Source organism: Paenibacillus sp. FSL H8-0282 (assembly GCF_037963825.1).
In the GTDB taxonomy this organism is placed as follows: Bacteria; Bacillota; Bacilli; order Paenibacillales; family Paenibacillaceae; genus Paenibacillus_AQ; species Paenibacillus_AQ odorifer.
Genome location: NZ_CP150146.1, coordinates 5,231,679 through 5,256,008, shown reverse-complemented (window position 1 = coordinate 5,256,008; position 24,330 = coordinate 5,231,679). Strand labels below are relative to the sequence as shown.

The window sequence follows — 24,330 nt, the reverse complement described above, 5'->3', positions numbered from 1 at the left end:
GTGAAGCCTATTTTATTAAAAGTGGCAGGATTGCAGAGTTATAGAGAAATGCAGGAAATAGATTTTGAAAGTCTGTGTGAGACCGGGCTGTTTGGGATTTTTGGACCTACGGGCAGCGGCAAGTCCAGTTTGCTGGATGCTATTACTTTGGCGATGTACGGCAAAGTGGAGCGCGCCGTTAATGGAACACAGGGGATTATGAATCACTCTGAGGATTCACTCAGCGTGGCGTTTACCTTTGAGCTCACTTCTTCCGCTGGGGCACATCGTTATCGCGTTGAACGTAAGTTCAAGCGGACAGGTGAGCAAACAGTCAGTAACACCATTAGCCGTTTCATTGAAGTTACACCTGACGGGGATAACGTTATGGCGGATAAACTCGCAGATGTTACACGTTGTGTGGAAGAGCATATTGGGCTCAAAATGGATGACTTCACGCGAGCAGTTGTATTGCCGCAGGGGAAATTCGCCGAATTCTTATCGCTTCGGGGCGTAGACCGCCGGCAAATGCTGCAGCGCCTGTTCCATTTGGAACAGTATGGTGATCAGCTTGCGTTGAAGCTTAGCCGACGGGTGAAGGAGAATGAAGCTGCGCTCCGCGCGCTCGAAGCGGAGCAGCAGGGGCTTGGCAGCGCAGGCAAAGAGGATGTAGAGGCAGCGGCGGAGCGCCTCGAACAAGCAGCCCAACATGCTGCGGAATGCCGCCACAAGCTGGAGGCGGCGCTGCAGGTCGCGGAGCGTTTCACGCGCATTCGCGAGCTGCAAAAGGAACGGACCCGCCGCGAATTGCAGCGGCAGGGACTGCTCTCCAAGGAGGAGGAGATTCTCCTCCTTGAACGGAAGCTCGGCCAAGCTGACGAGGCCGAGGCTAGGCTTCCCGCGCTGAAAGCATGGCGAAGCGCGGAAGACGCCTTCAAGAGCCGATTGACCCGCGCGGAGGGCCAAGAGGTGCTGGCAGCCGCTGCCGAGCAGGAGGCGGCGCATGCCGCTGCGGCCACGGCTGCTGCGCAGGCCGCGCTTGCGGCGGAAGAGCCGGCCCTCCGGCAGGGGGCCGACACCTACCGCCGCGCGCTCGAGCTCGAGTCCGAGCTCGGCGCCCTGCGGCGCGAACTCGCGGCTCTGCGCGAGCGCCGCGAAGAGGCCTCCCGCAAGCTGGCGGAGCTGCGGGAGGGCATGGCCCGGGAGCGTGAGCTTTTGGCCAAGGGCCAAAAGCGCCAGCAAGAGCTGCAGCAGAGCTTGCAGCCGCTCGGTGTCCGCTCCCAGGAGCGGCAGTCTCTGCAAGAAGCGATGCAGAGACTGCAAGGGCTGCACTCCGCTGAATCCCAGTGGGATAAGGCGGAGAAGGAGCGCCGCGAGCGTGCCACTGCACTCGCGGCTGCGCAGGCGCGCCTCGCGGAGGCCGAGGGCCGTCGCGAGCAGCAGGAAGCTTCTCGCGGGCAGCTGATCCGCGAGGCGGCGCTGCATCAAGAGAAGCTGCTGGCGACAGAAGAAGCTGCGTGCACCGCAGCAGAAAGTCTGGAGCAACATATCAGTTCTTTGGAAGCAGCCCTCAAGGGGCATGAGTTGCACAGACTCTCGCTTGGATTGGCTAAAGAATTGGAAGCAGGACAACCTTGCCCTGTATGTGGCAGCGAACACCACCCGGCCCCTGCTGTATTGCAGGATAACGTAGAGCAACAGGAACTGGAGATAAAGCTTCAACAGGCTCGGGTGTTGTCCAGACGTGCTTTGGAAGCACGCCATATGTTCCGTGGTCTGCGGGAGCAGGACCTGGTTTGGCTGGAGCAGGTGTTTGGTGATGGAGCTTTTGATACGGTAAATCATCCTGCAGCGGCAGGCTCAGAAGTCAGCACTGCCGAGGTTTCCTCTACCGATATGTCCATCCCAGATGAAAAAGCTTTGGCAGAACTTGATGCTGCATTTTTAGCATTAAAAAGCCAGTCTGTAGAACTGCGCCGTACAGCGATACAGTGGCAGCAATCGATGCAGGAAGTTCAGCAGCTATGCCTCAAAGAAGCAGCGGGTGCCGAAGGTGAGCGAAGCTGGGTAGAAGGCCTAACCGCCAAAGCCGAGGAACTGAGTGGCCAACTAACCGCTTTGCGGCAGAACTGGGTACAGCAGTTCCCTGATTTGGCACCGGAAGAGGTAGAAAAAGCTTATCGTGAGCTGTTAGCCAAGGATGCTCAAGCTGAGGAAATTAGATCCCGACTGGAAATCAGTGTCAAGTTTCTGGATGAGAAAAGCGCTTCGGTGCAGAATCTTCAGGAGACCATCACCGGACTCGATAAAGAGCTTACTCAGTGGAATACACAGATGGAAGGCAAAGAAGAATTGCAGCGTGAAAAAGAACGGCGTCTTTTAGAGTGGACTAATGGCCGCGCTGCTGCCCCTCTTCTAGCAGAGTGTGAGCGTCGTCTGCAGGAATTGTTAGCAGCTGTGGAGACCAGCCAACGATTACATCTCACGGCAGCGGAAAAAGCGCAGCATGAGATCAAGGAGGCAGCGATAACCCGCCAGGCTGCAGAATCTGCTCGAGAGCATTATGTGACTTCAAGCCATCTGTGGGAGCAAAGCTTAACCTCTTCACCTTTTAGTTCCGCCGCTGAGGTTGAAGGAGCAGCTCTCGCACCTGAAGAGCGGGAAATTTCTTCTTCTCGGGTACGTGCCCATCGTGCGGAAGAAGCTGAACTTTCATTGCAGCTACGCAATATTGAAGAGAAGCTTGACGGAGCCAGCTTAAGTGAAGAGGAGTGGCAAGTTAGCCAGGAGAGCTTAAGCGTGTGTAAGTCAGAGGATGAAATGTCGCTGCAAGCAAGAGCGCGCGCAGAGCGAGATCTGGAGGATCTGCGGCATCGGCATATTCGCTGGATGGAGCTCGAAGCCCAGCGGCTAGAACATGCTTCTCTACAGGATCATTTGTCCAAATTGCAGACTGTTTTACGTGGAAATGCTTTTGTTGAGTATATTGCGGAGGAACAATTAATGCAGGTATGCCAGTCTGCTTCCCAGCGGCTTCGTTTCCTGAGCAAACAGCGTTATGCGCTGGAGGTTGATTCGGGTGGTGGCTTTGTAATTCGTGATGATGGAAACGGTGGTGTAAGAAGACCGGTCTCCACGCTTTCCGGCGGAGAGACGTTCTTAACTTCCTTGTCACTTGCACTTGCTCTTTCGGCACAGATTCAGCTGCGGGGACAGTATCCATTGCAATTTTTCTTTTTGGACGAAGGATTTGGTACGCTGGATCCGGAATTGCTTGATACGGTAATTACCTCACTGGAAAGACTGCATAACGACCAACTGTCTGTCGGCATTATCAGCCATGTTCCAGAGCTTCGGGCACGACTGCCACGCAAGCTGGTAGTAGTACCTGCTGAACAGGGTGGAGGGGGATCTCGGATCCTTTTGGAAAAAATGTGAAGATCTATAATGTGTGTGATTCTTATCACAGATACAGTATCAACGCGCTGTTATAATACAGCTAAGCCGACATTACTTTAGAAACACCTCGGCGGACGTATGGCAGGGAATGAACTCCTTTTCATACGTCCGCCGCCGAATCAGCTTTATAAGCTGTGAAGGGTGTTTCTCTTTTTTTTTGTCTTTTTTAGGCCTAACGGTGTTGATATTTTTATTTAATGGTTCATTCTGTAACAGATACAGTTTAGGGCAGATTATGCTGAGTTTGCTTGCTGCTTTCGTAATTGATGATTATCCTGTATGATTATCTTATGATGAAGTGGAATTTCACCAATTTTTAGGAGGCAAGCACTCTATGGAGACCGTGTTTAGCAAAATTATTGAGGGTACTATTCCTTCCAAAAAAGTATTTGAGAATGAACGTATTCTTGCATTTTACGACATCGAGCCGGCTGCACCGGTACATGTGTTGATCATTCCCAAGAAGTTCATTGCTTCAATGAATGATGTTACACCTGAGGATCTTCCGCTAATTGCTGAAATCCACAGTGTAGCCCAACAGATCGCCAAAGACCTTGGAATTGCTGAGTCTGGTTATCGTTTAATCAATAATTGCGGACCTGATAGTGGACAAGCTGTGCCTCATCTTCATTATCACCTGCTGGGTGGAGCCAAGCTGGGTGCGCTCACTGGAAACTCAGCTTCGCACGCATAGCATAATCATTTAATGTTGAAGAACTTGCCAGAAAAAAGAATAGCACGAAGGTTGACACGTTATTTCCGTTTGACCTATAATGGAGTTTGATAAACCGTGTTATGCTCTTGGACGGTATGGTCGGAGGGAGGGGAAACCTGTGTCTGAAACGAAAGTTCGCAAAAACGAGACAATTGATGCTGCACTTCGTCGCTTTAAACGTTCCATCGCAAAAGATGGTGTCTTGGCTGAGGTGAAGAAACGCAAACATTACGAAAAGCCGAGCGTTAAGAAAAAGCTGAAGTCTGAGGCTGCTCGTAAGAGAAAGTTTTAGGAGGATTACCCACGCATGAATCTTAGCGAGAGATTGAACGAAGATATGAAGCAAGCGATGAAGAGTAAGGACAAGTTCACGCTCTCCACGATTCGAATGGTTCGTTCTACAATAAAGTATCTTGAAATAGATCTGAAGAGAACATTGGACGACAACGAAGTGCTTGATATCCTTAGTCGTGAAATCAAACAGCGCAAAGATGCCCTCCAAGAATTTGAATCAGCGGGTCGCGACGAGCTTGCCGCGAGTACAAAAGCAGAAATCGAGATTATTATTAAATATCTTCCCGAGCAACTTTCCGAAGAAGAAATTAAAGTAATTGTACAGCAGACCATCCAGGAAACCGGTGCTTCTTCGAAGAGCGAAATGGGGAAGGTCATGAGCGCACTGATGCCTAAGGTCAAAGGTCGCGCTGATGGTAAACTCGTGAACCAGGCGGTTCTGCAATTTCTGCAATAATATAGCACTAGCACCCCTTGCAAAAGGGGTGCTTTTCTATGTTATGAAACGTAAATCCAATTTCAGCGTATTAAGGGTTATGAGTTCTGGGTCAAGCTAAAGAAGGGAGGTAAAATCATTGAGAAGATTACGGAAAATACTGTTAGCTAGCATTCCTGTGGTCCTGCTGTTACTCCTCCTGACACCCTTTGCAACGAATGTAAGCGCTGACGGGGCAGCCCCGAAAACACCGGGGGTTACGAACAGTGAGCTGAAAAAAGGTCCCGTGTTTATTATTCCGGTAGATCAAAAGATTGAACGGGGTTTGCAAAGCTTTTTGGAAAGAGGATTTGAAGAAGCCGCTAATTATGGAGCAGTCCTTATTCTACTAGAGGTCGATACACCTGGAGGGTTGGTGAAATCGGCAGAAGAGATTGGGACGATGGTAAGAGAGAGTGAAATACCAACAGCTGCCTATATTAAAGGTGATGCCGCTTCTGCAGGCAGTTACATAGCACTTAATGCAGGTGCAATAATCATGAAGCCGGGCAGTATGATCGGCTCCGCTTCCTTGGTAGACATGAATGGTCAAAAAGTCGATGATGCCAAAATGATATCCTACTGGAGATCTAAAATGATCGGCGCTGCTGCTCTGAATGATCGTGATCCAGACATTGCTGCTGGAATGGTGGATAGTAATTTGGTCGTGGATAAGCCAGAGCTTGGAGTGACTAAGACACAGGGAGAAATCATTGCCTTGTCTAGTGAAGAAGCTTTAAAAGCTGGTTACGCTGATCAAATTACAGATACCCCTGAAGAGGCAATTCAGTGGCTTGGATATACTACAGACGACATCTTTCGCGTAGAGCATACCGGTGCGGAAAAAATGTCGCAATTTCTGACCAATCCGATTATTATGACGATTCTGCTGTTCATTGGGATTACAGGCGTTGTCATTGAACTGATTGTTCCAGGCTTTGGTGCGCCAGGAATTATCGGGACGTTGGCTTTTGTGTTATATTTCTTCGGCAACTATGTTGCAGGATTCGCCGGAGCGGAAACTTGGCTCTTGTTTATCATTGGGCTTGTCATGCTTGTGCTGGAGCTCTTTGTGCCTAGCTTCGGAATATTGGGGCTCCTAGGTTCTGTCAGCCTTGTAGCGGGTGTTGTACGAGCTGCTTACAGCTATAAGCATGCACTGCTCAGTCTAGGTATCTCTTTCGTAGCTGCGACTATAGTTGTAGTAATTGTTGCGGTCATTTTTAAAGAACGAGGGATATGGAACAGATTTATTTTGAAGGAAAGCCTTACTAAAGATCAGGGATTTGTGCCTGTAGAAGAGAAGCTTAGCTTATTAGGCGCTACAGGAACCAGTATTACTCCACTTCGTCCCTCAGGAACAGCTATGATAGGCGGCGAACGAGTGGATGTTGTTACAGAAGGTAGTTTTATTAGTGCTAATGCACCGGTCTCTGTTATTAAAGTAGAGGGCGGACGGATTGTTGTGAAAGAAATCAAGGAATAAGGTAAACACTGGAACCAATAATAGTTCTACAATAAATTTACGGAGGTTATATAGTATGGGTGAAGCATCTTTGATTCCTATTCTGTTCATCGCGGTAGTGGTGATTATTGTATTGAGCGTGTTTTTAAGTTTCTTCCCGGTTATGCTCTGGATTTCAGCATTAGCATCGGGCGTTAGAATCAGTATTATTACGCTGGTGGCGATGAGACTGCGTCGTGTAACCCCAAGTCGTATCGTTAACCCAATGATTAAAGCGACTAAGGCAGGTCTTGGACTGAACATTAATCAACTGGAGAGTCACTATCTCGCAGGTGGTAACGTAGACCGTGTTGTTAATGCGCTTATTGCAGCACAACGTGCAGATATTCCTTTGGAATTTACTCGCGCAGCAGCCATTGATCTTGCAGGACGTGATGTGCTGCAGGCTGTGCAAATGAGCGTTAACCCTCGTGTAATTGAGACACCGGTTGTTGCGGCTGTTGCTAAGAACGGGATTGAAGTTAAGGTAAAAGCGCGCGTAACTGTTCGTGCCAATATCGATCGCCTCGTGGGTGGTGCGGGTGAAGAAACGATTATTGCCCGTGTTGGTGAAGGGATTGTAACGACAGTAGGTTCGAGTGATTCCCATAAAGATGTCCTTGAGAACCCGGATTTGATTTCGCGGACGGTATTGTCCAAAGGGCTTGACTCAGGTACTGCTTTTGAGATCCTCTCCATTGATATTGCGGATATCGATGTAGGCAAGAACATCGGTGCTTATCTACAAACCGAGCAAGCAGAAGCAGATAAACGCATTGCCCAAGCCAAAGCGGAAGAACGCAGAGCGATGGCTGTCGCTCACGAGCAAGAGATGAAGGCGCGCGTAGTAGAGATGAAGGCGCTTGTTGTGGAAGCTGAGTCTCAGGTGCCTATGGCAATGGCTGAGGCGCTCAGAAATGGCCAAATCGGCGTGATGGATTATATGAATATCAAAAACATCGAGGCAGATACCCAAATGCGGGGCTCTCTCGGCAAAATGAATGATCAGGACGACAATAACCGTCCTAACAATAATAAATAAAAGGGGATGTGAATCTCCATGAGCTGGATCTATATTATTGCGGTTATTATATTCGCGATCGTATCCAATGTGAATAAAGCAACTAAAAACAAGCCCAAAGGAGCTCCTCGCGGGGGAATGCCCACTTTTGGGGGCGGAGAGGATTCTCCGCTCCGCCGGGTAAAGCGCCCGGATATCGATGGAGGGGGCCAAGCGGAGTCTGGCAGTGGATTTCCTGCTCCTGTTAGCACCTCTTCCCGGCAGTCGAGGTCAGAGGATAACCGGGAGTATGATGCCTCTCCTGCCTTTCCAGAACCCGCGTATATACCAACTCCAGATTATTCTACTGGAGAAGGAATGTCTTTGGAGCATGCCGATGACGGAGTTGAATTACGCACACAAAGAATGCAAGAAGAGGTACGGCGCCTTCAATCTGCTTTTGACGGGATAGCGGGTGCAGATACCAAAAGATCAAATAAGAATAAGAACACAAACTCACCCTCTGCGGCAGACCAGACACATGGAACAGGGAGTCGGGACGACCTGCGCAATGGTGTAGTCTGGGCAGAGATTCTGGGTCCACCACGTTCTCGTCAGCCGCATTCCACCCGAAGATAATATTTACGGATCATAGTAACAATCAAGCCTCGGTTTCCTATCTTTACGATAGGTTGCCGGGGCTTTTTTTGCTTTTTTCACACTAGAAGGGTCCTCCTTTGTTACTTCTTCTCATAAAAAAAAGCGTTGCCGCATAAGGTGTACAGAAGGCAGGAAGGGGGAACGTCTACTTATGACCCGTATTGGCCGCAGGCTGCGGGGATGGACAAACGGGGTACTGGATCTACCACAGGACTTATTACAGGAAATGCCCCGGATCACCCTGATCGGCAATAAGGAACTGCATATTGAGAACCATCGCGGCGTGCTGCATTTTTCCTCTGGTCAGCTTAAGCTCGCGTTAGCTAAAGGATCGCTTGAAATCACAGGCGAGGGACTTGTCATCCGAAATATTCTAGGCCAGGAATTGGCTGTAGAAGGCGTTATCGGGGAGATCAGATATAACGAAAGCGAGGAGAGATCATGAAGGAGCCACCTCTGTCATCACTGCGGGGGTTCGTTACACTGCATGTGACGGGACCTCAGGTGGAGCGATTTATTAATTTCATTTCTGAAGCAGGAATCATGATTTGGGATGTGAGGCCCGCTGAGGGCGGCGCTTCCCTTAAGCTGCTTCTGGATGATTTTTATGTCCTCCGGCCGATTTTAAAAAAGACAGGCTGTCGTATGCACGTTACCGGTAGAAGCGGACTTCCATTTCTTATGGCGCGGCTGTGGAAAAGGAAATTTTTTGGCATAGGTATTTTGATGTTTGGAATTACACTTTTTATGTTATCTACGATGGTATGGAGTATTAGAGTCGAAGGGAATGAAAAAATTGCTTCTGAGGATATATTGGCTGCCGCTCGCCAGGAGGGTGTGTACCCTTTTCAGTGGATATGGCGTCTGGAGGAGCCGGACAAGCTCTCTAAGGGGCTGCTGGCCCATTTACCGGGTGTTTCTTGGATAGGGCTGCAACGGACGGGGACGAGCATCAAAATTCAGGTTGTAGAGGCTAAACAGCCCGATATCAAACCTTTGCTTAGCCAACGGCATTTAATTAGCCGAACAGATGCGGTGGTAACAGAAATATATGCGGAGCAGGGCAGACCGGTAGTAGCGCGTAATTCGCGTGTGAAAAAAGGGGATATCCTGATTTCCGGTGCTCTTGGAGACGAAGAAAATGTAGAGTATGTGGTAGCCAAGGGTGAGGTTAAGGGGTTGGTTTGGCATGAGTACAATATCGAGGTTCCGCTTGAAACAACAAATAGCACCTACACTGGGGAGCGTAAGGATCGCACCTATCTCGTGTTGGGGAAATGGGCTATTCAGCTGTGGGGTTATGGCAAATCCTCCTTTGAGAATTCAAAGACGCTCACAGAGCATGATCCGCTATCTTGGCGCTCTATTGAGCTGCCGCTGGGCCTGATGACTGAGAAAGAAATGGAGATCAATGAAACAAAGGATACGATAACTCCAGAAGCTGGAGTTGCGAGGGGAATTGAGCGGGCGAAGAATGATATTTTAGCTCGATATGGTGTTGATAGCGTCATCAAAAGTCAAAAAGTTTTGCATGAGAAGAAAGAGAATGGTAAAGTTTATATGAAAGTGATCTTTGAAGTAGAAGAAAAAATTTCCGAAGAACTGCCAATAGTAAACAATTGAGGAGAATGAGGCTACTTGTCAGAACAGACTGCAAGCATTCGTATATCTTTGCAAAATGCGGGAGAAGCGCAATCGCTGTTTGGCCCGCAGGATGGATTCTTAAAAATCATCGAGAGTGAAATTCCCGCCATTATTGATTCGCGTGAAGCAGAGCTAACGATTCGTGGAGCTGAGCGGGAAGTAGACATGCTGGGGCAATTGTTTAATGTGCTACTGTCCCTCATTCGGAGCGGTTACATACTTACTGAACGTGATGTGCAGTACGCTGTGGAACTGGCGAAAGATTTTCGTGCTGATCAATTGCTCGATTTGTTCAAAGGAGAAATTACTACAACTTTTCGCGGAAAGCCTATCCGTGTCAAAACGGTCGGCCAGAAGCATTATGTGACAACGATCAAGAAGCGTGATATTGTATTCGGAATCGGTCCTGCAGGAACGGGGAAGACCTACTTGGCAGTGGTGCTTGCAGTTACGGCACTGAAAGAAGGTTCGGTTAAGCGTATTGTTCTTACGCGTCCCGCAGTAGAAGCAGGAGAGAGTCTAGGATTCCTTCCAGGGGATTTGCAAGAAAAGGTAGATCCATATCTGCGTCCGCTTTATGATGCATTATACGACGTTATGGGGCCCGACCAGGTGGCTAAGGCACTTGAACGGGGATTGATTGAGATTGCTCCGCTGGCTTATATGCGCGGACGTACATTGGATGATTCATTTATCATCTTGGATGAAGCGCAGAATACAACACCTGAGCAAATGAAAATGTTCCTGACTCGACTCGGCTTCGGGTCCAAAATGGTGATTACAGGTGACGTTACCCAGATTGACCTGCCCCGCGGCAAGAAATCCGGTTTGATTGAAGCCAAAGCGATTTTATCCGGCATAGAAGAACTTGGCTTTGTCTACTTCGCGGAACAGGATGTAGTACGGCATTCCCTGGTGCAGAAAATTATCGTTGCCTATGACCGCTCTGCCGAAAACCTCCAATAAAGGGGATTGTCTTCATGGCTTCAAAGCAACCATCTAAATTAAGCGGATTTGTATATACGAACAACGGATGGAAGTATAGCGCAGTGACACGCTATGCTCTTTTCCTGTTACTCGGACTAGTGTTCTACTTCAGCTTGTCGCCAGAATTGCTACCTAAGAAATATGATATTAAAGAGAATACTTACAGTGCAAAGGAAATAACGGCACCGAAACAAATTAAGGACACCAAAGCTACGTTAAAAGCAGCTGAGGAAGCGGCCGAAAGCGTATCTCCCAAGTACAAAATTATCCCGATGAGGGCAGACAACCTAGTGACCTCGCTGCTGGACCGGATAGATCGCCTCAATCAGGATGATCTGATCTCGCAAAGCGATAAGACGGGGATTTATCGTGATGAAATCCCGCAGAGAGCCAGCGATTTCATCTTGAATTTCGTAGCTTCCAATCGGGGCAGCGCTACATATTCAGATCACCTCTTGGATGAAATGCAATCTGTCATCAAAGAGCAGACCTATGTCATTCCGGAAGAGACTTACATTAAGATTCCGCGCCTGACCTCTCAGGACATTATCGAGATGAAGCCTGTCGCCCGAGATATTGTAACTAGGCTGATGAATGATCAGATTACGGATGCGCAGACCGCTCGCGCCAAGGTAGCGGAACAGGTCAGTATTAGTTCTCTAAGCCAGCGTACAGCGCGTGAGGTTGTTCAGGAGCTTGTACGTCTTGTGATCACAAGTAACAAGTTCTACGATGAGGATGCTACCAAGGAAGCAAAGGTACAAGCCCGGGAGAACACACCTGATGTATTCATTGAGCAAGGGGACACGCTTGTTGCTAAGGGGCAGCTAATTACTCCAGAGCTCTACACTCTTTTGGATGAGAATGGACTACTAAGCAATGAGGTGAATTACTGGCCACAGTTAGGCCTATTGATTCTCTCTGCGATGCTCTCCGTCGGTTTGCTTGCGTTCATTCGTTATTCAGGCGGCACCTCAGGCTTTAAGTACAACAATTCTCAGCTATTGATGCTGGTGCTTGTATTTGTTATAACTATTATCTCTATGCGGCTGGCCGCTGTTTTGCAGACCGATGTCCGATCTTATATCGGATTCCTGGCACCGGTGGCGATTGGCGCAATGTTAATTGCAATGCTTCTGGACATGCCTTTGGCCTATTTCTGCTCCATTCTATTCAGTGTACTGGCGAGTGTTATTTTGAATGTGCAGCAGAACTCAATCTTTGATTTTAACTTTGGTTTCTTTGCTATCGTGGTTTCGTACGTGGCTATCTTTGCGACTCACCGTGCGGGTCAACGCTCCACGCTCCTTAAAGGCGGGATTATGGTATCGCTTTTTGGCTGTCTGACAGTCTTTATGCAAATACTGTTAGGTGGAGGAGCATGGAAAGAGGTAGGTACCTTGTATTCGGTTGGTTTTGCTTTTGCAGGGGGACTATTGACGGCTGTACTTGTGATTGGGCTAATGCCTTTTTTCGAGGCAACCTTTGGTATTCTATCGGCATTGAAGCTGGTAGAATTGTCTAATCCAAACCACCCGCTGCTGCGCAAACTGCTTACTGAAACGCCGGGAACCTATCACCATAGTGTAATGGTAGGTAACCTGTCAGAAGCTGCCGCGGAAGCGATTGGAGCAGATGGGCTATTGTGCCGGGTTGGATCGTATTATCATGATATCGGCAAAACAAAACGTCCGTTTTATTTTATCGAGAATCAGAATAATATGGAAAATCCACATGACTCTATTGAACCGAAGCTTAGTAAATCTATCATCGTTGCCCACGCCCGTGACGGGGTGGAAATGCAACGAGAATATAAGCTGCCAAAGCCAATCCGTGACATTGCGGAGCAGCATCATGGAACAACGTTCCTGCATTATTTTTACCATAAGGCACTGAAGCTGGCGGAAGAAAAAGGTGTCGAGGCTGATTTTACCGAGGAAGATTTCCGTTATCCTGGACCGAAAGCCCAGTCGAAGGAAGCAGCCGTTGTGGGAATTGCCGACAGTGTCGAGGCTGCAGTGAGATCATTGCGTAAGCCAACTGTTCTGCAGGTGGAAACGATGATTGAGAAGATTATTAAAAGTCGACTGGATGATCATCAGTTTGACGAATGTGATTTGACGATTAAAGAATTGGATATTATTGCACGGACTCTGAAGGAGACGGTTATGGGAATTTTCCATTCACGGATCGAATACCCAGAAGATGTGCGTAAGCCGAAAAAAGAGGAAGGGGCACCTAACCCATGAGTTTGGAGATCGTTTGGGATAACGAGCAGGAAGAATACGAGATAAAGGACGATCTCATTACGCTGCTGGAGAGTATTTTGCAAAAAGCAGGTGAAGCGGAAGGGATCGATCGGGGCGAGGTAGCTCTTACTTTTGTCGATAACGTTCGTATACATGAGTTGAATTTGGAATATCGGGGCATTGACCGTCCGACGGACGTGCTTTCTTTTGCTATGAATGAAAGCGGAGAGGATGAGCTGGACATTATATACGAGGTAGAGGAAGGCGAGGCGCTGGAAGATGTTCCAGACGTACTTGGGGATATAATCATTTCCGTAACTCGTGCGCAGGAGCAGGCGCTGGAATATGGCCATTCACTGGAACGAGAGCTTGGTTTTCTTTTCGTTCACGGATTTCTGCATTTGTTAGGATATGATCATCAGGATGAAGCTTCAGAAGCAGAGATGATGTCCAAGCAAGAAAAAGTACTATCTCAGGTTGGGTTGACGCGCTAATGGTGAAGAACACGGCGGTAGGGCACAAGAAGTTCTGGCACTCTTTTCGGTTTGCATCGCAAGGCTTAGTGTCGGCATTCAAATCCGAGCTTAACATGAAGGTGCATTGCTGTTTAGCGGTGGTTGTGCTAATAGCCGCTGCCGTGTTCAGACTTCCGCTGGCCAGTTGGATGTTGCTGCTGTTCTCGATCACGCTTGTCCTAACTGCCGAATTGCTCAATACGGCGATTGAAGCGACGGTTGATCTGATCTCGCCAGAGATTCATCCACTGGCTAAGAGAGCAAAAGATACCGCCGCAGGAGCTGTGCTTCTCACGGCGGTGTTTGCTGTCTTAGTCGGGATCTATGTTTTTTATCACCCTGTGATGGACTGGATTAGCGGACTTATGTCATAATCAGGATACAAAATCAATTCAGGGGAGAGGCGGACCCGCGTTTTGCGATTCCGCCTCTTTCGTTACTGAATAATTTGAAGTGAGTTATGCACCCGAATATATCTCATGAAGTACGCTGATAAAATTTAGTGCACGCTGAGAAAATAACGATAAACGAAACTAATTAGATGTTTACGAAGTGCATTTTGTCGAAGTAATAACAGGAAGTAACGCTAAACAAAACAGAGCATATGTTTACAAAGTGAGTTTTGTGCGAAGAAAAATCAATGAAGTCAATACTCACAAAACTAAGCAAATGCTTACGAAGTGGGTTTTGTTGTAGTGATAAAAGGTAGTAATGCTAAACAAAACTTTAGGAGGTCAAAATATGGATTCTACTCTTCTTATGCAAGAGGCGATTAAAGCACGAGCAAAAGCTTACATTCCATATTCCCGATTCGGAGTGGGCGCTGCCCTTCTTGATCAGGATGGTCATATTCACCACGGCTGTAATGTGGAAAATGCTGCTTTTGGCCCAACCAACTGTGCGGAACGGACAGCACTATTCCGTGCGATTGCGGATGGCCACGCTATTGGTTCTTTTAAAGCAATTGCCGTAGTAGCTGACTCTGACGGCCCCGTTTCACCTTGCGGTGTGTGCCGGCAAGTAATGATTGAGTTGTGTTCGCCGGATATGAAGGTTATTCTTGGGAATATGAAGGGTGATATCGTTGAGACTACGGTGGGAGAATTGCTTCCAGGCGCTTTTGGTCCCGTAGATCTGAAGCAAGGACAAGCTCCAGAATAAAATGAGGTTTTGGTTTAATGCCTGTGCCTGTTTAAAGGCAAATCAGGCATAGTTAGACGAGGGTAGCTACTTTAATTGCACAATGTACAGTTAAATTGCTACTCTTTCGCACAAAAATGAATTTAGTTGCAGATAGTACAATTAAATTTATGCTAAAGTCCATGTTTGGCTCTTAAGACAGGATTTAATTGCACAAAATACAACTAAACACCAAAAACATAAACTCAACCTAAAATTAGTTGTACAAAGTACAATTAAAAGTGTTCTAGTTCTACCAAGTTAGGCTAAACTGGTGCAAACTATGTGTTTTTAGAGTAACATTACGAGGTAAAGCGCCGCGGCAAAAGCCGCCAGCGATTCTTTGCACATCGTAACTTGAACCCTGACTGTAAGCTGCATCTCAGTAATCTTTATCTATGGTGAGCTTAATGCGAACCGTGTTAATAAGCGACAGTGAAGTGTGTCCCCAACAGGGGACACAAGCGCTCACGCACGACCGTCCCTCTAATCCCGCCGAACGTTGCGGGTGCGCCCATTTCCGGGTGTCCAGAGGGCCGGGGCCCTTGGGGTCCCCCTTGGCTAAGGGGGATTTAGGGGGATCGAAAAAGATCTTAAAAGATTTTCAAACGCAAATTTAGAAGGTAAGTATGGAAGGAAGATAATATGAAATTCAAATCAGGCTTTGTCGCAATTATCGGCAGACCAAACGTAGGTAAATCAACACTCATGAACCAGGTCATTGGCCAGAAGATTGCCATTATGTCGGATAAGCCACAGACAACCAGAAACAAAATCCATGGTGTTTACACAACAAACACTTCACAAATCGTATTCCTGGATACACCGGGAATTCATAAAAGACAGTCCAAGCTAGGCGACTACATGAACCAGACTGCAATGAGTACACTGGGTGAAGTAGAAGCTGTGTTATTCCTTGTGGATGCGTCAGAGGGCTTGGGCGGTGGAGACCGTTACATTGCCGAGCAATTAAATGGTCTGAAGACACCGGTGATTCTGGTGCTCAACAAGATCGATAAAATAGAGCCGGAAGCTCTGCTCCCGCTTATGGCTCAATATAACAAGCTGCATGATTTTGCCGAAATTATTCCGATTTCTGCGAAGATGGGCAGCAATGTTAACACGTTGTTAGAGCAGGTTGCCAAGTACTTGCCGGAAGGCCCTCAGTATTATCCGGAAGATCAAATCACGGATCACCCCGAGCAATTTGTCTGCGCGGAATTAATCCGGGAGAAAATTCTGCATTTGACTCGTGAAGAAGTGCCGCACTCTATTGCTGTAGCCATCGAAGATATGAAGGTTGAGCCTAATGGAGTGGTGCATGTTTCAGCTGTTATTTTTGTTGAGCGTGATTCGCAAAAGGGAATTATTATCGGCAAGCAAGGGGCAATGCTGAAAGAGGTCGGCAGACGGGCTCGGACAGATATTGAGAACCTGCTGGGTTCGAAGATTTTTCTGGAGCTATGGGTAAAAGTGAAAAAAGATTGGCGCAATCAGGACCGCGTTCTGCGGGATTTGGGCTTCCATAAAGACCTTTAAGTTAATTCCGTTATTCCTCGTTTGGTAGGAATTGCAAGGATAGAACCTGCTCCATCGCACCATCCTAATTCTTGATAAGAGACATCGTCTTTCCCAAGAAAGGATGAATACGAATGCGAAACTTTTCGTGGAAGTATTTTGCAATGACAGGAGACGTCGATGCTTACCTGCTGTATAAGGAAGCTGGCCATCCGCTTGAAGATAGTGGATTACAGCTAGTGGAGGAAGAGAAGGCCTGTGATGAAGAAGCGCAATAAGGACTGGTTGCTTGCCGAATGGTTGGGGGAAGAGGCATGCTACACAGGGTGGAAGGGATCGTCATCCGCAGCATGGACTACGGCGAGGGGAACGCAATTATTACGCTTTGCACCGAGAACGCGGGAAAAGTAGGGGTTCTGGTGCGTAGCGCAAAGAAGGTCAAAAGCCGCCATGCTGCATTGATCCAACTGTTCACCGTTGGGGAATTTGTTTTTTTTAGAAATAATGGAGGACTTGGGACACTGAATTCTGGCGAAATTACGAAGTCGCACCATCCGCTGCGTGAGGATTTGATCAAAGCTGCTTATGCGTCTTATGCGTGTGAACTGCTTGATCGTGTTCTGCATGATGAGGAAACGGGAAGCTTCTGGTTTCGCCAGCTTACGGCCTGTCTTAATGCACTTGAAGAGGACAAGGAACCCGGCGTTATCATAAATGTCTTTGAAATGAAAATCTTACAGGCAGCCGGTTATGGTCCTGAATTCGATTCTTGTGTAATTTGTGGTGCCGAGAAGCCGGATGATCAACTGCTGGTCAGCCCTCGCCTTGGTGGAGCACTGTGCCGCAGTTGTAAACATAATGACCCTCCAGCCATGGAGGTCTCTGCTCGTGCGTTGAAGCTGCTGCGATTATTCGCCAGACTTGACCTGACTAGACTAGGCAATGTGGATGTAAAGGAAAGCAGCCGGGATGAGCTGAAAAAAATTATGCGGGCTTTTATGGATGTGCAACTCGGATTAAAGCTGAAGTCACAAAGTTTCCTGGACCAGCTCGACAAGTACAAGATTTGACGAAAGCTGATTTTTCCGTTACTATAGGATCAGTTTATTATATGATCGTCGTTATGCTCCAAATGGGGAGAGGCGTGCATTGATCGGGAAAGTAGTGGACTGTATTGTCGTTATTCAGCGAGCTGGGGGCAGTGGAAGCCTAGCGGGACAACGTTCATGAACATGGCACCCGGGAGTACGAATGCGGCGAATGAAAGTGGATTTCGTTCTTGTTTTGGCAGCAAACTTGCTTATACAAGGTATGAAATCAAGTAGGGTGGAACCGCGGGAGAATAAGTTAAGCTCTCGTCCCTATGTCTGTTAATCAGGCATGGGGGCGGGGGCTTTTTGTTGCTGTCAGGAGCTAAAAGTGCCGCCTCCATGGTAGAAAGTTTTAGGCAAGCTGTTGTAAAAAACTTGTAAAGCGAAGGAGACGGTATTATGAACTTCCAGCAGATGATTTTGACACTGCAGCAGTTCTGGGCTGAACAGAACTGTATCATCGTACAGCCTTATGACACAGAAAAAGGCGCCGGCACGATGAACCCTATGACTTTTTTACGCTCACTAGGTCCTGAGCCTTGGAGAGTGGCTTACGTAGAGCCTTCACGTCGTCCCTCCGATGGTCGTTACGGAGAGAACCCGAACCGTCTGTATCAGCATCACCAATTCCAAGTAATCATCAAACCCTCACCAGATAACATTCAAGAGATCTATTTGGATAGCTTGAAAGCACTCGGTATTGATCCGCTCTTGCATGACATCCGTTTTGTAGAGGATAACTGGGAGAATCCGTCACTGGGCTGTGCGGGTCTGGGATGGGAAGTATGGCTGGACGGTATGGAGATCACTCAATTTACTTACTTCCAGCAGGTAGGTGGCATCGAAGCTAACCCTGTTGCTGTAGAAATCACTTACGGTATGGAGCGCTTAGCCTCTTACATTCAGGATAAAGAAAATGTGTTCGATCTTGAATGGGTAAGCGGTATGACTTATGGTGATGTTTTTCATCAGCCGGAGTTCGAGCATTCTACCTACACTTTTGAAGTATCGGATGTAAAAATGTTATTCTCGCTGTTCAACATGTATGAAGAGGAAGCACGTAGAGCGATGGAGAAACATCTTGTGTTTCCAGCCTACGATTATGTGTTGAAATGCTCACATAGCTTTAATCTACTCGATGCGCGTGGGGCAATTAGTGTAACTGAACGGACTGGATTTATTACCCGAGTGCGTAATCTTGCCCGCTCCGTAGCGGCAACATATCTTGAGGAACGCGAGAAGCTTGGCTTCCCGCTGCTGAAGAAAGAAGGTGCTGACCGTGTCTAAAGATATCCTGTTTGAGATCGGTCTGGAGGAAATTCCTGCACGTTTTATCCGTGCTGCGATGGAACAGCTGCAAGATAGAATGTCCAAGTGGTTGGATTCTGCACGTATAAACCATGCTGGAGTTACTGCATATGCTACGCCACGTCGTCTCGCTGTATTTGTTAAGGACGCGGCTGAGAAGCAAGAGGATATTAGTGAAGAGGTCAAAGGACCTTCACGCAAAATCGCGCTGGATGCTAACGGCGACTGGAGTAAAGCTGCACTAGGATTTGCCCGCAGTCAGGGTGTATCTCCAGAGCAATTTACATTTAAAGAGCTAGCTGGCGTGGAATATATTTATGCCACAAAAAATAGTGCGGGTGTAGAGACTGCTTCTTTGCTCACAGAAGGACTTCTGGGTATTGTAAATGCGATGACTTTCCCGAAGAACATGCGCTGGGGAGCTTACGATTTTAAATTCGTTCGTCCGATTCGCTGGATGGTTGCTCTTTTTGGTAAAGAGATCATTGATTTGGAAATTACGGATGTAAAAGCGGGTAATGTGAGCCGTGGACATCGTTTTCTGGGTACAGAGACTGTAATCTCGGAGCCTGCACAATATGTGGAGAGCATGCGCGCGCAGCATGTACTTGTGGATGTGAAGGAACGGGAAACGCTTATCCTGGATCAAATCAACAAGTTGGCTGAAGAGAAAAGCTGGACGATTGCGATTAAAGAAGATCTTTTGGAAGAAGTACTGTTCTTGGTAGAAACACCAACCGTGCTCTTTGGAACCTTTGATCCATCTTTCTTAGAGATTCCTCAGGATGTGCTGATTACCTCGATGCGTGAGCATCAGCGTTATTTCCCTGTTTTTGATGCAGCTGGCAAGCTACTTCCATTCTTTGTAACCGTACGTAACGGGAATGCAGAATCCTTGGATGTTATCGCTAAGGGAAATGAAAAAGTACTTCGTGCTCGTCTATCAGATGCCAAATTCTTCTATCAAGAAGATCAAAAGATGAAGATTGACGATGCGTTAGCCAAGCTTGAGAACATTGTTTACCATGAAAATTTGGGCAGCGTAGGGGATAAGGTGCGCCGTATTCGCCAAATCTCTGATCGTCTGGCTGTGAAGCTTGGACTATCAGCTTCTGCTGTGTCCGAAGTAAGTCGCACTGCGGATATTTGTAAATTCGACCTTGTAACACAAATGGTTTATGAATTTCCTGAGCTGCAAGGAACAATGGGTGAAGATTATGCACGTAAAGCAGGCGAGCCTGAAACTGTGGCAAAAGCGATCTTCGAGCATTATCAGCCACGATTTGCAGGAGATGCTGTACCTTCAACAGAAGCAGGTTCAGTTGTCAGCATAGCGGACAAAATCGATACGATTGTTGGCTGCTTCTCCATCGGCATCATTCCGACAGGATCTCAGGATCCATATGCCCTGCGCCGTCAGGCTGCAGGTATTGTCCAAATTGTGCTTGAGCATAAATTGCCAATTACGCTGCGCGAAATTTTTGAAGCGGCGATTGAAATTCATGAAAATTCAGGAAATACGAAACATTCTGGAGATGAACTACGTATAAACCTGTACGAGTTCTTCGGTCTGCGTGTAAAACGTCTTTTATCTGACAATGTACGCTATGATGTTGTGGACGCTGTTACAGCGGCTGGTTTTGACGACGTGGTAGATGTTGTGGGCAGAAGCCGTGCTCTTATGGCTGCTGTGTCCGACCAAGCAGATTTCAAGATTACCGTAGATTCGCTTACTCGTGTCAGTAATTTGGCAAGTAAAGCAACCAGTGAAGTGATTGATCCTGCTTTACTTAAAGAAGATGCTGAATTGCAGCTTTTTAATACATGGCAGGAGCTTCACGCACCTTACCTTGAAGCTATGGCGGCAAAAAATGCCGAAGAAGCACTTCGGATTCTTTCGGGTCTAAAAGACGCCGTTACAACATTTTTTGATTCCGTTATGGTTATGGCGGAGGACGAGCAAGTGCGTGCTAACCGTTTGGCTCTGCTTGCTGGTATTGATGCTGACTCCAAGTCGTTCGCTGATTTTGCGAAGCTTGTCTGGTAATTTTAATCAAGAAAATTTGAATCTTATGGTATAGAATGTTGGTTTGGGGTATAAATATACGGAACGGTGCCAATGCGTCATTTGACATCCGTTCCGTATTTATGCTTAGAAAGAAGGATTTCTTGCGGAGAGGGCGTATATATATTACACGGGAAATTGGTGATGATCATGGAGAAGTCCCAGTCTAGAACGATAGTGGTGGATGGGGATGCTTGTCCGGTCAAAAAAGAGATCGCTGAGGTAGGTCGCACCTTTGGTGTTCCGGTACTTATGGTATCTTCTTATGACCATGCACTGAAAGCTGAAGAGGGTGTAACGGTTGTGCAGGTGGATCGAGGAGATCAGAGTGCCGATCTATATATTGCCAATCATATTACTGCTGGAGATGTGGTATTGACTCAAGATTATGGTCTTGCGGCACTTGCATTAGGTAAAAGGTGCAGTGTGCTTTCATTTCGTGGTCAGGAATACGACAATTTCAAGATGGATTTTATGCTGGAGGGTAGACATGCCAGGGCTGTGGAACGAAGACGGGGACATTATTCCAAGGGTCCAAAACCCATAACGGCAGAAGAAAAAACTTATTTTCAACATAAACTGACAAAACTTTTAATACTTTTGCAGGAGAATGTGGAGCAATAGCGAATTATATTTATTTGTTAAGAGATGAAGGTGGTTGAAGTGGCTAGCGGACACGGCAATATTCCGGAAGAGGTTATCGAAAGCGTGCTTGCGCGTCATGATATAGTCGATACAGTCGGTAAGGTTGTTCATTTGTCCAAGCAGGGGAAATATTTATGGGGCCTCTGCCCGTTCCATTCGGAGAAAACCCCTTCCTTTACTGTTACCCCCGACCGGGGAGTATTTCATTGCTTTGGCTGCGGTATGGGTGGAAATGCCATCAAATTTAGGATGGAAATCGAAGGATTAACCTTCCCCGAAGCTGTCAGAATAATGGCTGAAGAAAGTGATATTCCCGTTCCAGAAGGTAAGGGAGGTATGATGTCTCCTCCTGATCCGGAACGCGACCGGTTGATTCAAGCTTATGAATGGTCGGCAAAGTTCTATCATTACTTGCTGAAGAACACGGAACACGGCAAAGCCGCTATGGACTATTTAAGAGGCCGGAACTTCAGTGATAAAATGATTGATCAGTTTCAGATCGGATATGCTCCGGACCGCTGGGATACTTTGCTGCAGTTTTTGGAGAAACGAAATTTTGATCTTGCGGAAATGGAGAAAGGCGGACTTCTGTCAGCCCGCGGTGAGGGCAAAGGCTATTTGGATCGTTTCCGTGGCCGGATTATCTTTCCGATTGCCAACCGTACAGGCAAGGTAATCGCATTCGCCGGAAGAATACTTGGAGAGGGTCAACCTAAGTATTTAAATTCTCCGGAGAGTAGATTGTTTAACAAAAGCCGGATATTGTACAATTTGCACCAGTCCAAAGCATCCATTCGCAAAACTCGACAAATCGTCCTGTTTGAAGGATACGGAGATGTCATCTCATCCTGGGAAGCGGGTGTGCATAACGGCGTAGCAACGATGGGAACGTCCTTGACGGAGGGTCATGTGGCACTGATGAAGAGCCTGGCTGATGAAATTATACTGTCTTACGACGGTGACCGGGCGGGACAAGCAGCAGCCATGAAGGCCATTCCGATGCTTGAAGGCAGCGGCCTGCGTGTAAAGATCGCCTTACTGCCAAGCGGGGTGGATCCGGATGAATTTATCTCCAAGCATGGAGGAGAAAGATTTAAAGATCAGGTTATTGATTCAGCAGTTTCATCCATAAAATTTAAGCTTATATATCTGAAAAAAAACCATATACTCCTAGAGGAAGATGGCAAAATCGCCTATGTCAAGGAAGCCTTAGAAGTTATTGCTTCACTGCATTCCTCAACAGAGCGAGAGGTTTATCTGAAGGAAATCGCTGCTGAACTCGAACTTTCATATGATAGTTTGAAGCAGGATTGTAATTTACTTAGGGCATCGATGCAAAAAAACATCCCTGAAGGGGATAATAACGACAAAAGGTGGAATAATGGTAGGCATAAAAAAGGGCAGGTGCAGACACCGACCTTACTACCCGCTTATCATGTCGCGGAACGGCGTCTATTGTCCTTTATGATTCAGGACCCGGAAGCCGCCACGTATGTGGGCGAACGCCTCGGAGAAGATTTCAACATCGTTGATCATGCGGCAATTGCTGCTTATCTATATGCCTATTACGCGCAAGGCAAACCACCCGGCATTAGTCGGTTTCTATCATCACTTCAGGATGATCGTCTGGAGAAAACTGCGACATCAATATCCATGATGGATACCCCTCCGGACTGGAATATGCAGGTTCTAGATGATTGTATCCGTGAAGTGCGGAAATACCCACTGCAACGCAAAATGGAACAGAAGCGTGAAGAGATGATTCAGGCTGAAAAGTCAGGTGACTTTTTGCGTGCGGCACAAATAGCAAGTGAGATTATAGCCCTAGAGAGACAATGACATGTTGACAGGATGTACCTAGGGAGGAGGGAGTCGAATTATGGCGAACGATCAGCATACTGAATTGGAAGCAGAATTTACTTTGGATCAGGTGAAGGATCAGCTCATTGAGCAAGGTAAGAAAAGATCATCATTAAATTACAAAGATATTATGGAGAAATTATCGCCGTTTGATCAAGACCCCGAGCAAATGGAGGAGTTCTACGAGCAACTCAGTGATTTGGGAATTGAGGTTGTAAACGAGAACGATGAAGAGGTTAACAGCCTCCGACCAAGTGAGGATAATGAGGATAAAGACAGCGATGATTTCAGCTTTGATGACGATCTGTCACTGCCACCAGGGATCAAGATTAATGACCCTGTCCGTATGTATCTAAAAGAAATCGGACGCGTTCCTTTGTTGTCGGCTGACGATGAAGTTGAGCTTGCTATGCGAATTAAGAATGGCGATGAAGAAGCTAAACGCCGTCTTGCAGAAGCGAACCTGCGTCTCGTAGTAAGTATCGCGAAACGTTATGTCGGACGCGGTATGCTGTTCCTGGATCTGATTCAGGAAGGTAATATGGGTCTGATCAAAGCAGTAGAGAAATTTGACCATAACAAGGGATTCAAATTTAGTACGTATGCTACTTGGTGGATTCGCCAGGCCATCACTCGTGCGATTGCGGATCAGGCGCGTACCATTCGTATTCCTGTACACATGGTGGAAACGATTAACAAGCTGATTCGGGTTTCTCGCCAATTGCTGCAAGAACTGGGACGCGAACCTTCCCCAGAGGAAATTGCGGCTGAGATGGAACTGACGGTTGAGAAAGTTAGAGAGATCATGAAGATTGCCCAAGAACCTGTATCCTTGGAAACACCAATTGGTGAAGAAGATGACTCTCATCTAGGAGACTTCATTGAGGATCAGGAAGCATTGGCTCCTGCGGATGCAGCGGCTTATGAACTCCTGAAGGAACAGCTGGAGGATGTGCTGGACACGCTCACGGAGCGTGAAGAGAATGTACTTCGTCTGCGTTTTGGCCTTGATGATGGACGGACAAGAACGCTTGAAGAAGTCGGCAAGGTGTTTGGTGTTACCCGGGAACGGATCCGCCAGATCGAAGCCAAGGCATTGCGCAAACTTCGTCACCCTAGCCGCAGTAAACGGCTTAAGGATTTCCTTGAATAGTATTTCATGAACTGGACCTTCTGCTGCTCA

Annotated in this window: 22 protein-coding genes; all 22 read left to right on the top strand. The window is 47.3% G+C overall.

Features of this window, described 5'->3' with window-relative positions; all coding sequences use genetic code 11:
* Positions 1–3,417 (top strand): AAA family ATPase, encoded by a 3,417-nt coding sequence (locus NST94_RS22845; RefSeq protein WP_339281320.1) that lies wholly within the window; start codon positions 1–3, stop codon positions 3,415–3,417.
* 355 nt (positions 3,418–3,772) lie between these two features.
* Complete coding sequence (locus NST94_RS22840) at positions 3,773–4,132, top strand: histidine triad nucleotide-binding protein (RefSeq protein ID WP_036683863.1); 360 nt, start codon at positions 3,773–3,775, stop codon at positions 4,130–4,132.
* Between the two features lie 139 nt (positions 4,133–4,271).
* Positions 4,272–4,445, top strand: coding sequence for a 30S ribosomal protein S21 (rpsU, locus tag NST94_RS22835; protein WP_036657994.1), 174 nt, complete (start codon positions 4,272–4,274; stop codon positions 4,443–4,445).
* A gap of 15 nt (positions 4,446–4,460) precedes the next feature.
* The gene (locus NST94_RS22830; protein ID WP_036683862.1) at positions 4,461–4,904 is read left to right on the top strand and encodes a GatB/YqeY domain-containing protein; all 444 of its coding nucleotides are present in this window, start codon (positions 4,461–4,463) and stop codon (positions 4,902–4,904) included.
* A gap of 118 nt (positions 4,905–5,022) precedes the next feature.
* Positions 5,023–6,408, top strand: coding sequence for an NfeD family protein (locus tag NST94_RS22825; protein WP_248549505.1), 1,386 nt, complete (start codon positions 5,023–5,025; stop codon positions 6,406–6,408).
* 55 nt (positions 6,409–6,463) lie between these two features.
* A complete protein-coding gene (gene floA, locus NST94_RS22820; protein WP_036683849.1) occupies positions 6,464–7,468 on the top strand; it encodes a flotillin-like protein FloA in 1,005 nt (334 codons plus the stop codon).
* An 18-nt stretch (positions 7,469–7,486) separates the two neighbouring features.
* Positions 7,487–8,065 (top strand): hypothetical protein, encoded by a 579-nt coding sequence (locus tag NST94_RS22815; RefSeq protein ID WP_280753448.1) that lies wholly within the window; start codon positions 7,487–7,489, stop codon positions 8,063–8,065.
* Positions 8,066–8,237: 172 nt separating this feature from the next.
* Positions 8,238–8,531, top strand: a complete 294-nt coding sequence (gene yqfC / locus NST94_RS22810; RefSeq protein WP_036683844.1) for a sporulation protein YqfC — start codon at positions 8,238–8,240, stop codon at positions 8,529–8,531.
* Positions 8,528–9,709, top strand: coding sequence for a sporulation protein YqfD (yqfD, locus tag NST94_RS22805; protein ID WP_076128997.1), 1,182 nt, complete (start codon positions 8,528–8,530; stop codon positions 9,707–9,709). Before yqfC ends, yqfD begins: the two co-directional genes overlap by 4 nt.
* 15 nt (positions 9,710–9,724) lie before the next feature.
* Complete coding sequence (locus tag NST94_RS22800; protein ID WP_036683834.1) at positions 9,725–10,696, top strand: PhoH family protein; 972 nt, start codon at positions 9,725–9,727, stop codon at positions 10,694–10,696.
* 14 nt (positions 10,697–10,710) lie between these two features.
* Positions 10,711–12,966 carry an HDIG domain-containing metalloprotein gene (locus NST94_RS22795; protein ID WP_036683831.1) on the top strand — a complete coding sequence of 752 codons (2,256 nt, stop codon included), beginning with the start codon at positions 10,711–10,713 and terminating at the stop codon, positions 12,964–12,966.
* Positions 12,963–13,460, top strand: a complete 498-nt coding sequence (gene ybeY / locus NST94_RS22790; RefSeq protein WP_076129001.1) for an rRNA maturation RNase YbeY — start codon at positions 12,963–12,965, stop codon at positions 13,458–13,460. The genes NST94_RS22795 and ybeY overlap by 4 nt, the downstream gene beginning before the upstream one ends.
* Positions 13,460–13,855 (top strand): diacylglycerol kinase family protein, encoded by a 396-nt coding sequence (locus tag NST94_RS22785; RefSeq protein WP_076129003.1) that lies wholly within the window; start codon positions 13,460–13,462, stop codon positions 13,853–13,855. Before ybeY ends, NST94_RS22785 begins: the two co-directional genes overlap by 1 nt.
* Positions 13,856–14,222: 367 nt before the next feature.
* The gene (locus tag NST94_RS22780) at positions 14,223–14,642 is read left to right on the top strand and encodes a cytidine deaminase (protein ID WP_076218336.1); all 420 of its coding nucleotides are present in this window, start codon (positions 14,223–14,225) and stop codon (positions 14,640–14,642) included.
* Between the two features lie 663 nt (positions 14,643–15,305).
* The gene (gene era, locus NST94_RS22775) at positions 15,306–16,199 is read left to right on the top strand and encodes a GTPase Era (protein WP_036683823.1); all 894 of its coding nucleotides are present in this window, start codon (positions 15,306–15,308) and stop codon (positions 16,197–16,199) included.
* 113 nt (positions 16,200–16,312) lie between these two features.
* Positions 16,313–16,456 carry a YqzL family protein gene (locus tag NST94_RS22770; protein WP_076098533.1) on the top strand — a complete coding sequence of 48 codons (144 nt, stop codon included), beginning with the start codon at positions 16,313–16,315 and terminating at the stop codon, positions 16,454–16,456.
* Positions 16,457–16,492: 36 nt separating this feature from the next.
* The gene (gene recO / locus NST94_RS22765; protein ID WP_339281319.1) at positions 16,493–17,248 is read left to right on the top strand and encodes a DNA repair protein RecO; all 756 of its coding nucleotides are present in this window, start codon (positions 16,493–16,495) and stop codon (positions 17,246–17,248) included.
* 420 nt (positions 17,249–17,668) lie between these two features.
* Positions 17,669–18,556 carry a glycine--tRNA ligase subunit alpha gene (gene glyQ / locus NST94_RS22760; RefSeq protein WP_036683820.1) on the top strand — a complete coding sequence of 296 codons (888 nt, stop codon included), beginning with the start codon at positions 17,669–17,671 and terminating at the stop codon, positions 18,554–18,556.
* The gene (glyS, locus tag NST94_RS22755) at positions 18,549–20,624 is read left to right on the top strand and encodes a glycine--tRNA ligase subunit beta (protein WP_280753447.1); all 2,076 of its coding nucleotides are present in this window, start codon (positions 18,549–18,551) and stop codon (positions 20,622–20,624) included. Before glyQ ends, glyS begins: the two co-directional genes overlap by 8 nt.
* A gap of 162 nt (positions 20,625–20,786) precedes the next feature.
* Complete coding sequence (locus NST94_RS22750) at positions 20,787–21,266, top strand: DUF188 domain-containing protein (RefSeq protein ID WP_076103766.1); 480 nt, start codon at positions 20,787–20,789, stop codon at positions 21,264–21,266.
* A 24-nt stretch (positions 21,267–21,290) separates the two neighbouring features.
* Complete coding sequence (gene dnaG, locus NST94_RS22745) at positions 21,291–23,126, top strand: DNA primase (RefSeq protein WP_232061436.1); 1,836 nt, start codon at positions 21,291–21,293, stop codon at positions 23,124–23,126.
* A 40-nt stretch (positions 23,127–23,166) separates the two neighbouring features.
* Positions 23,167–24,300, top strand: a complete 1,134-nt coding sequence (gene rpoD, locus NST94_RS22740) for an RNA polymerase sigma factor RpoD (RefSeq protein ID WP_036683799.1) — start codon at positions 23,167–23,169, stop codon at positions 24,298–24,300.
* Positions 24,301–24,330: the final 30 nt, after the last annotated feature.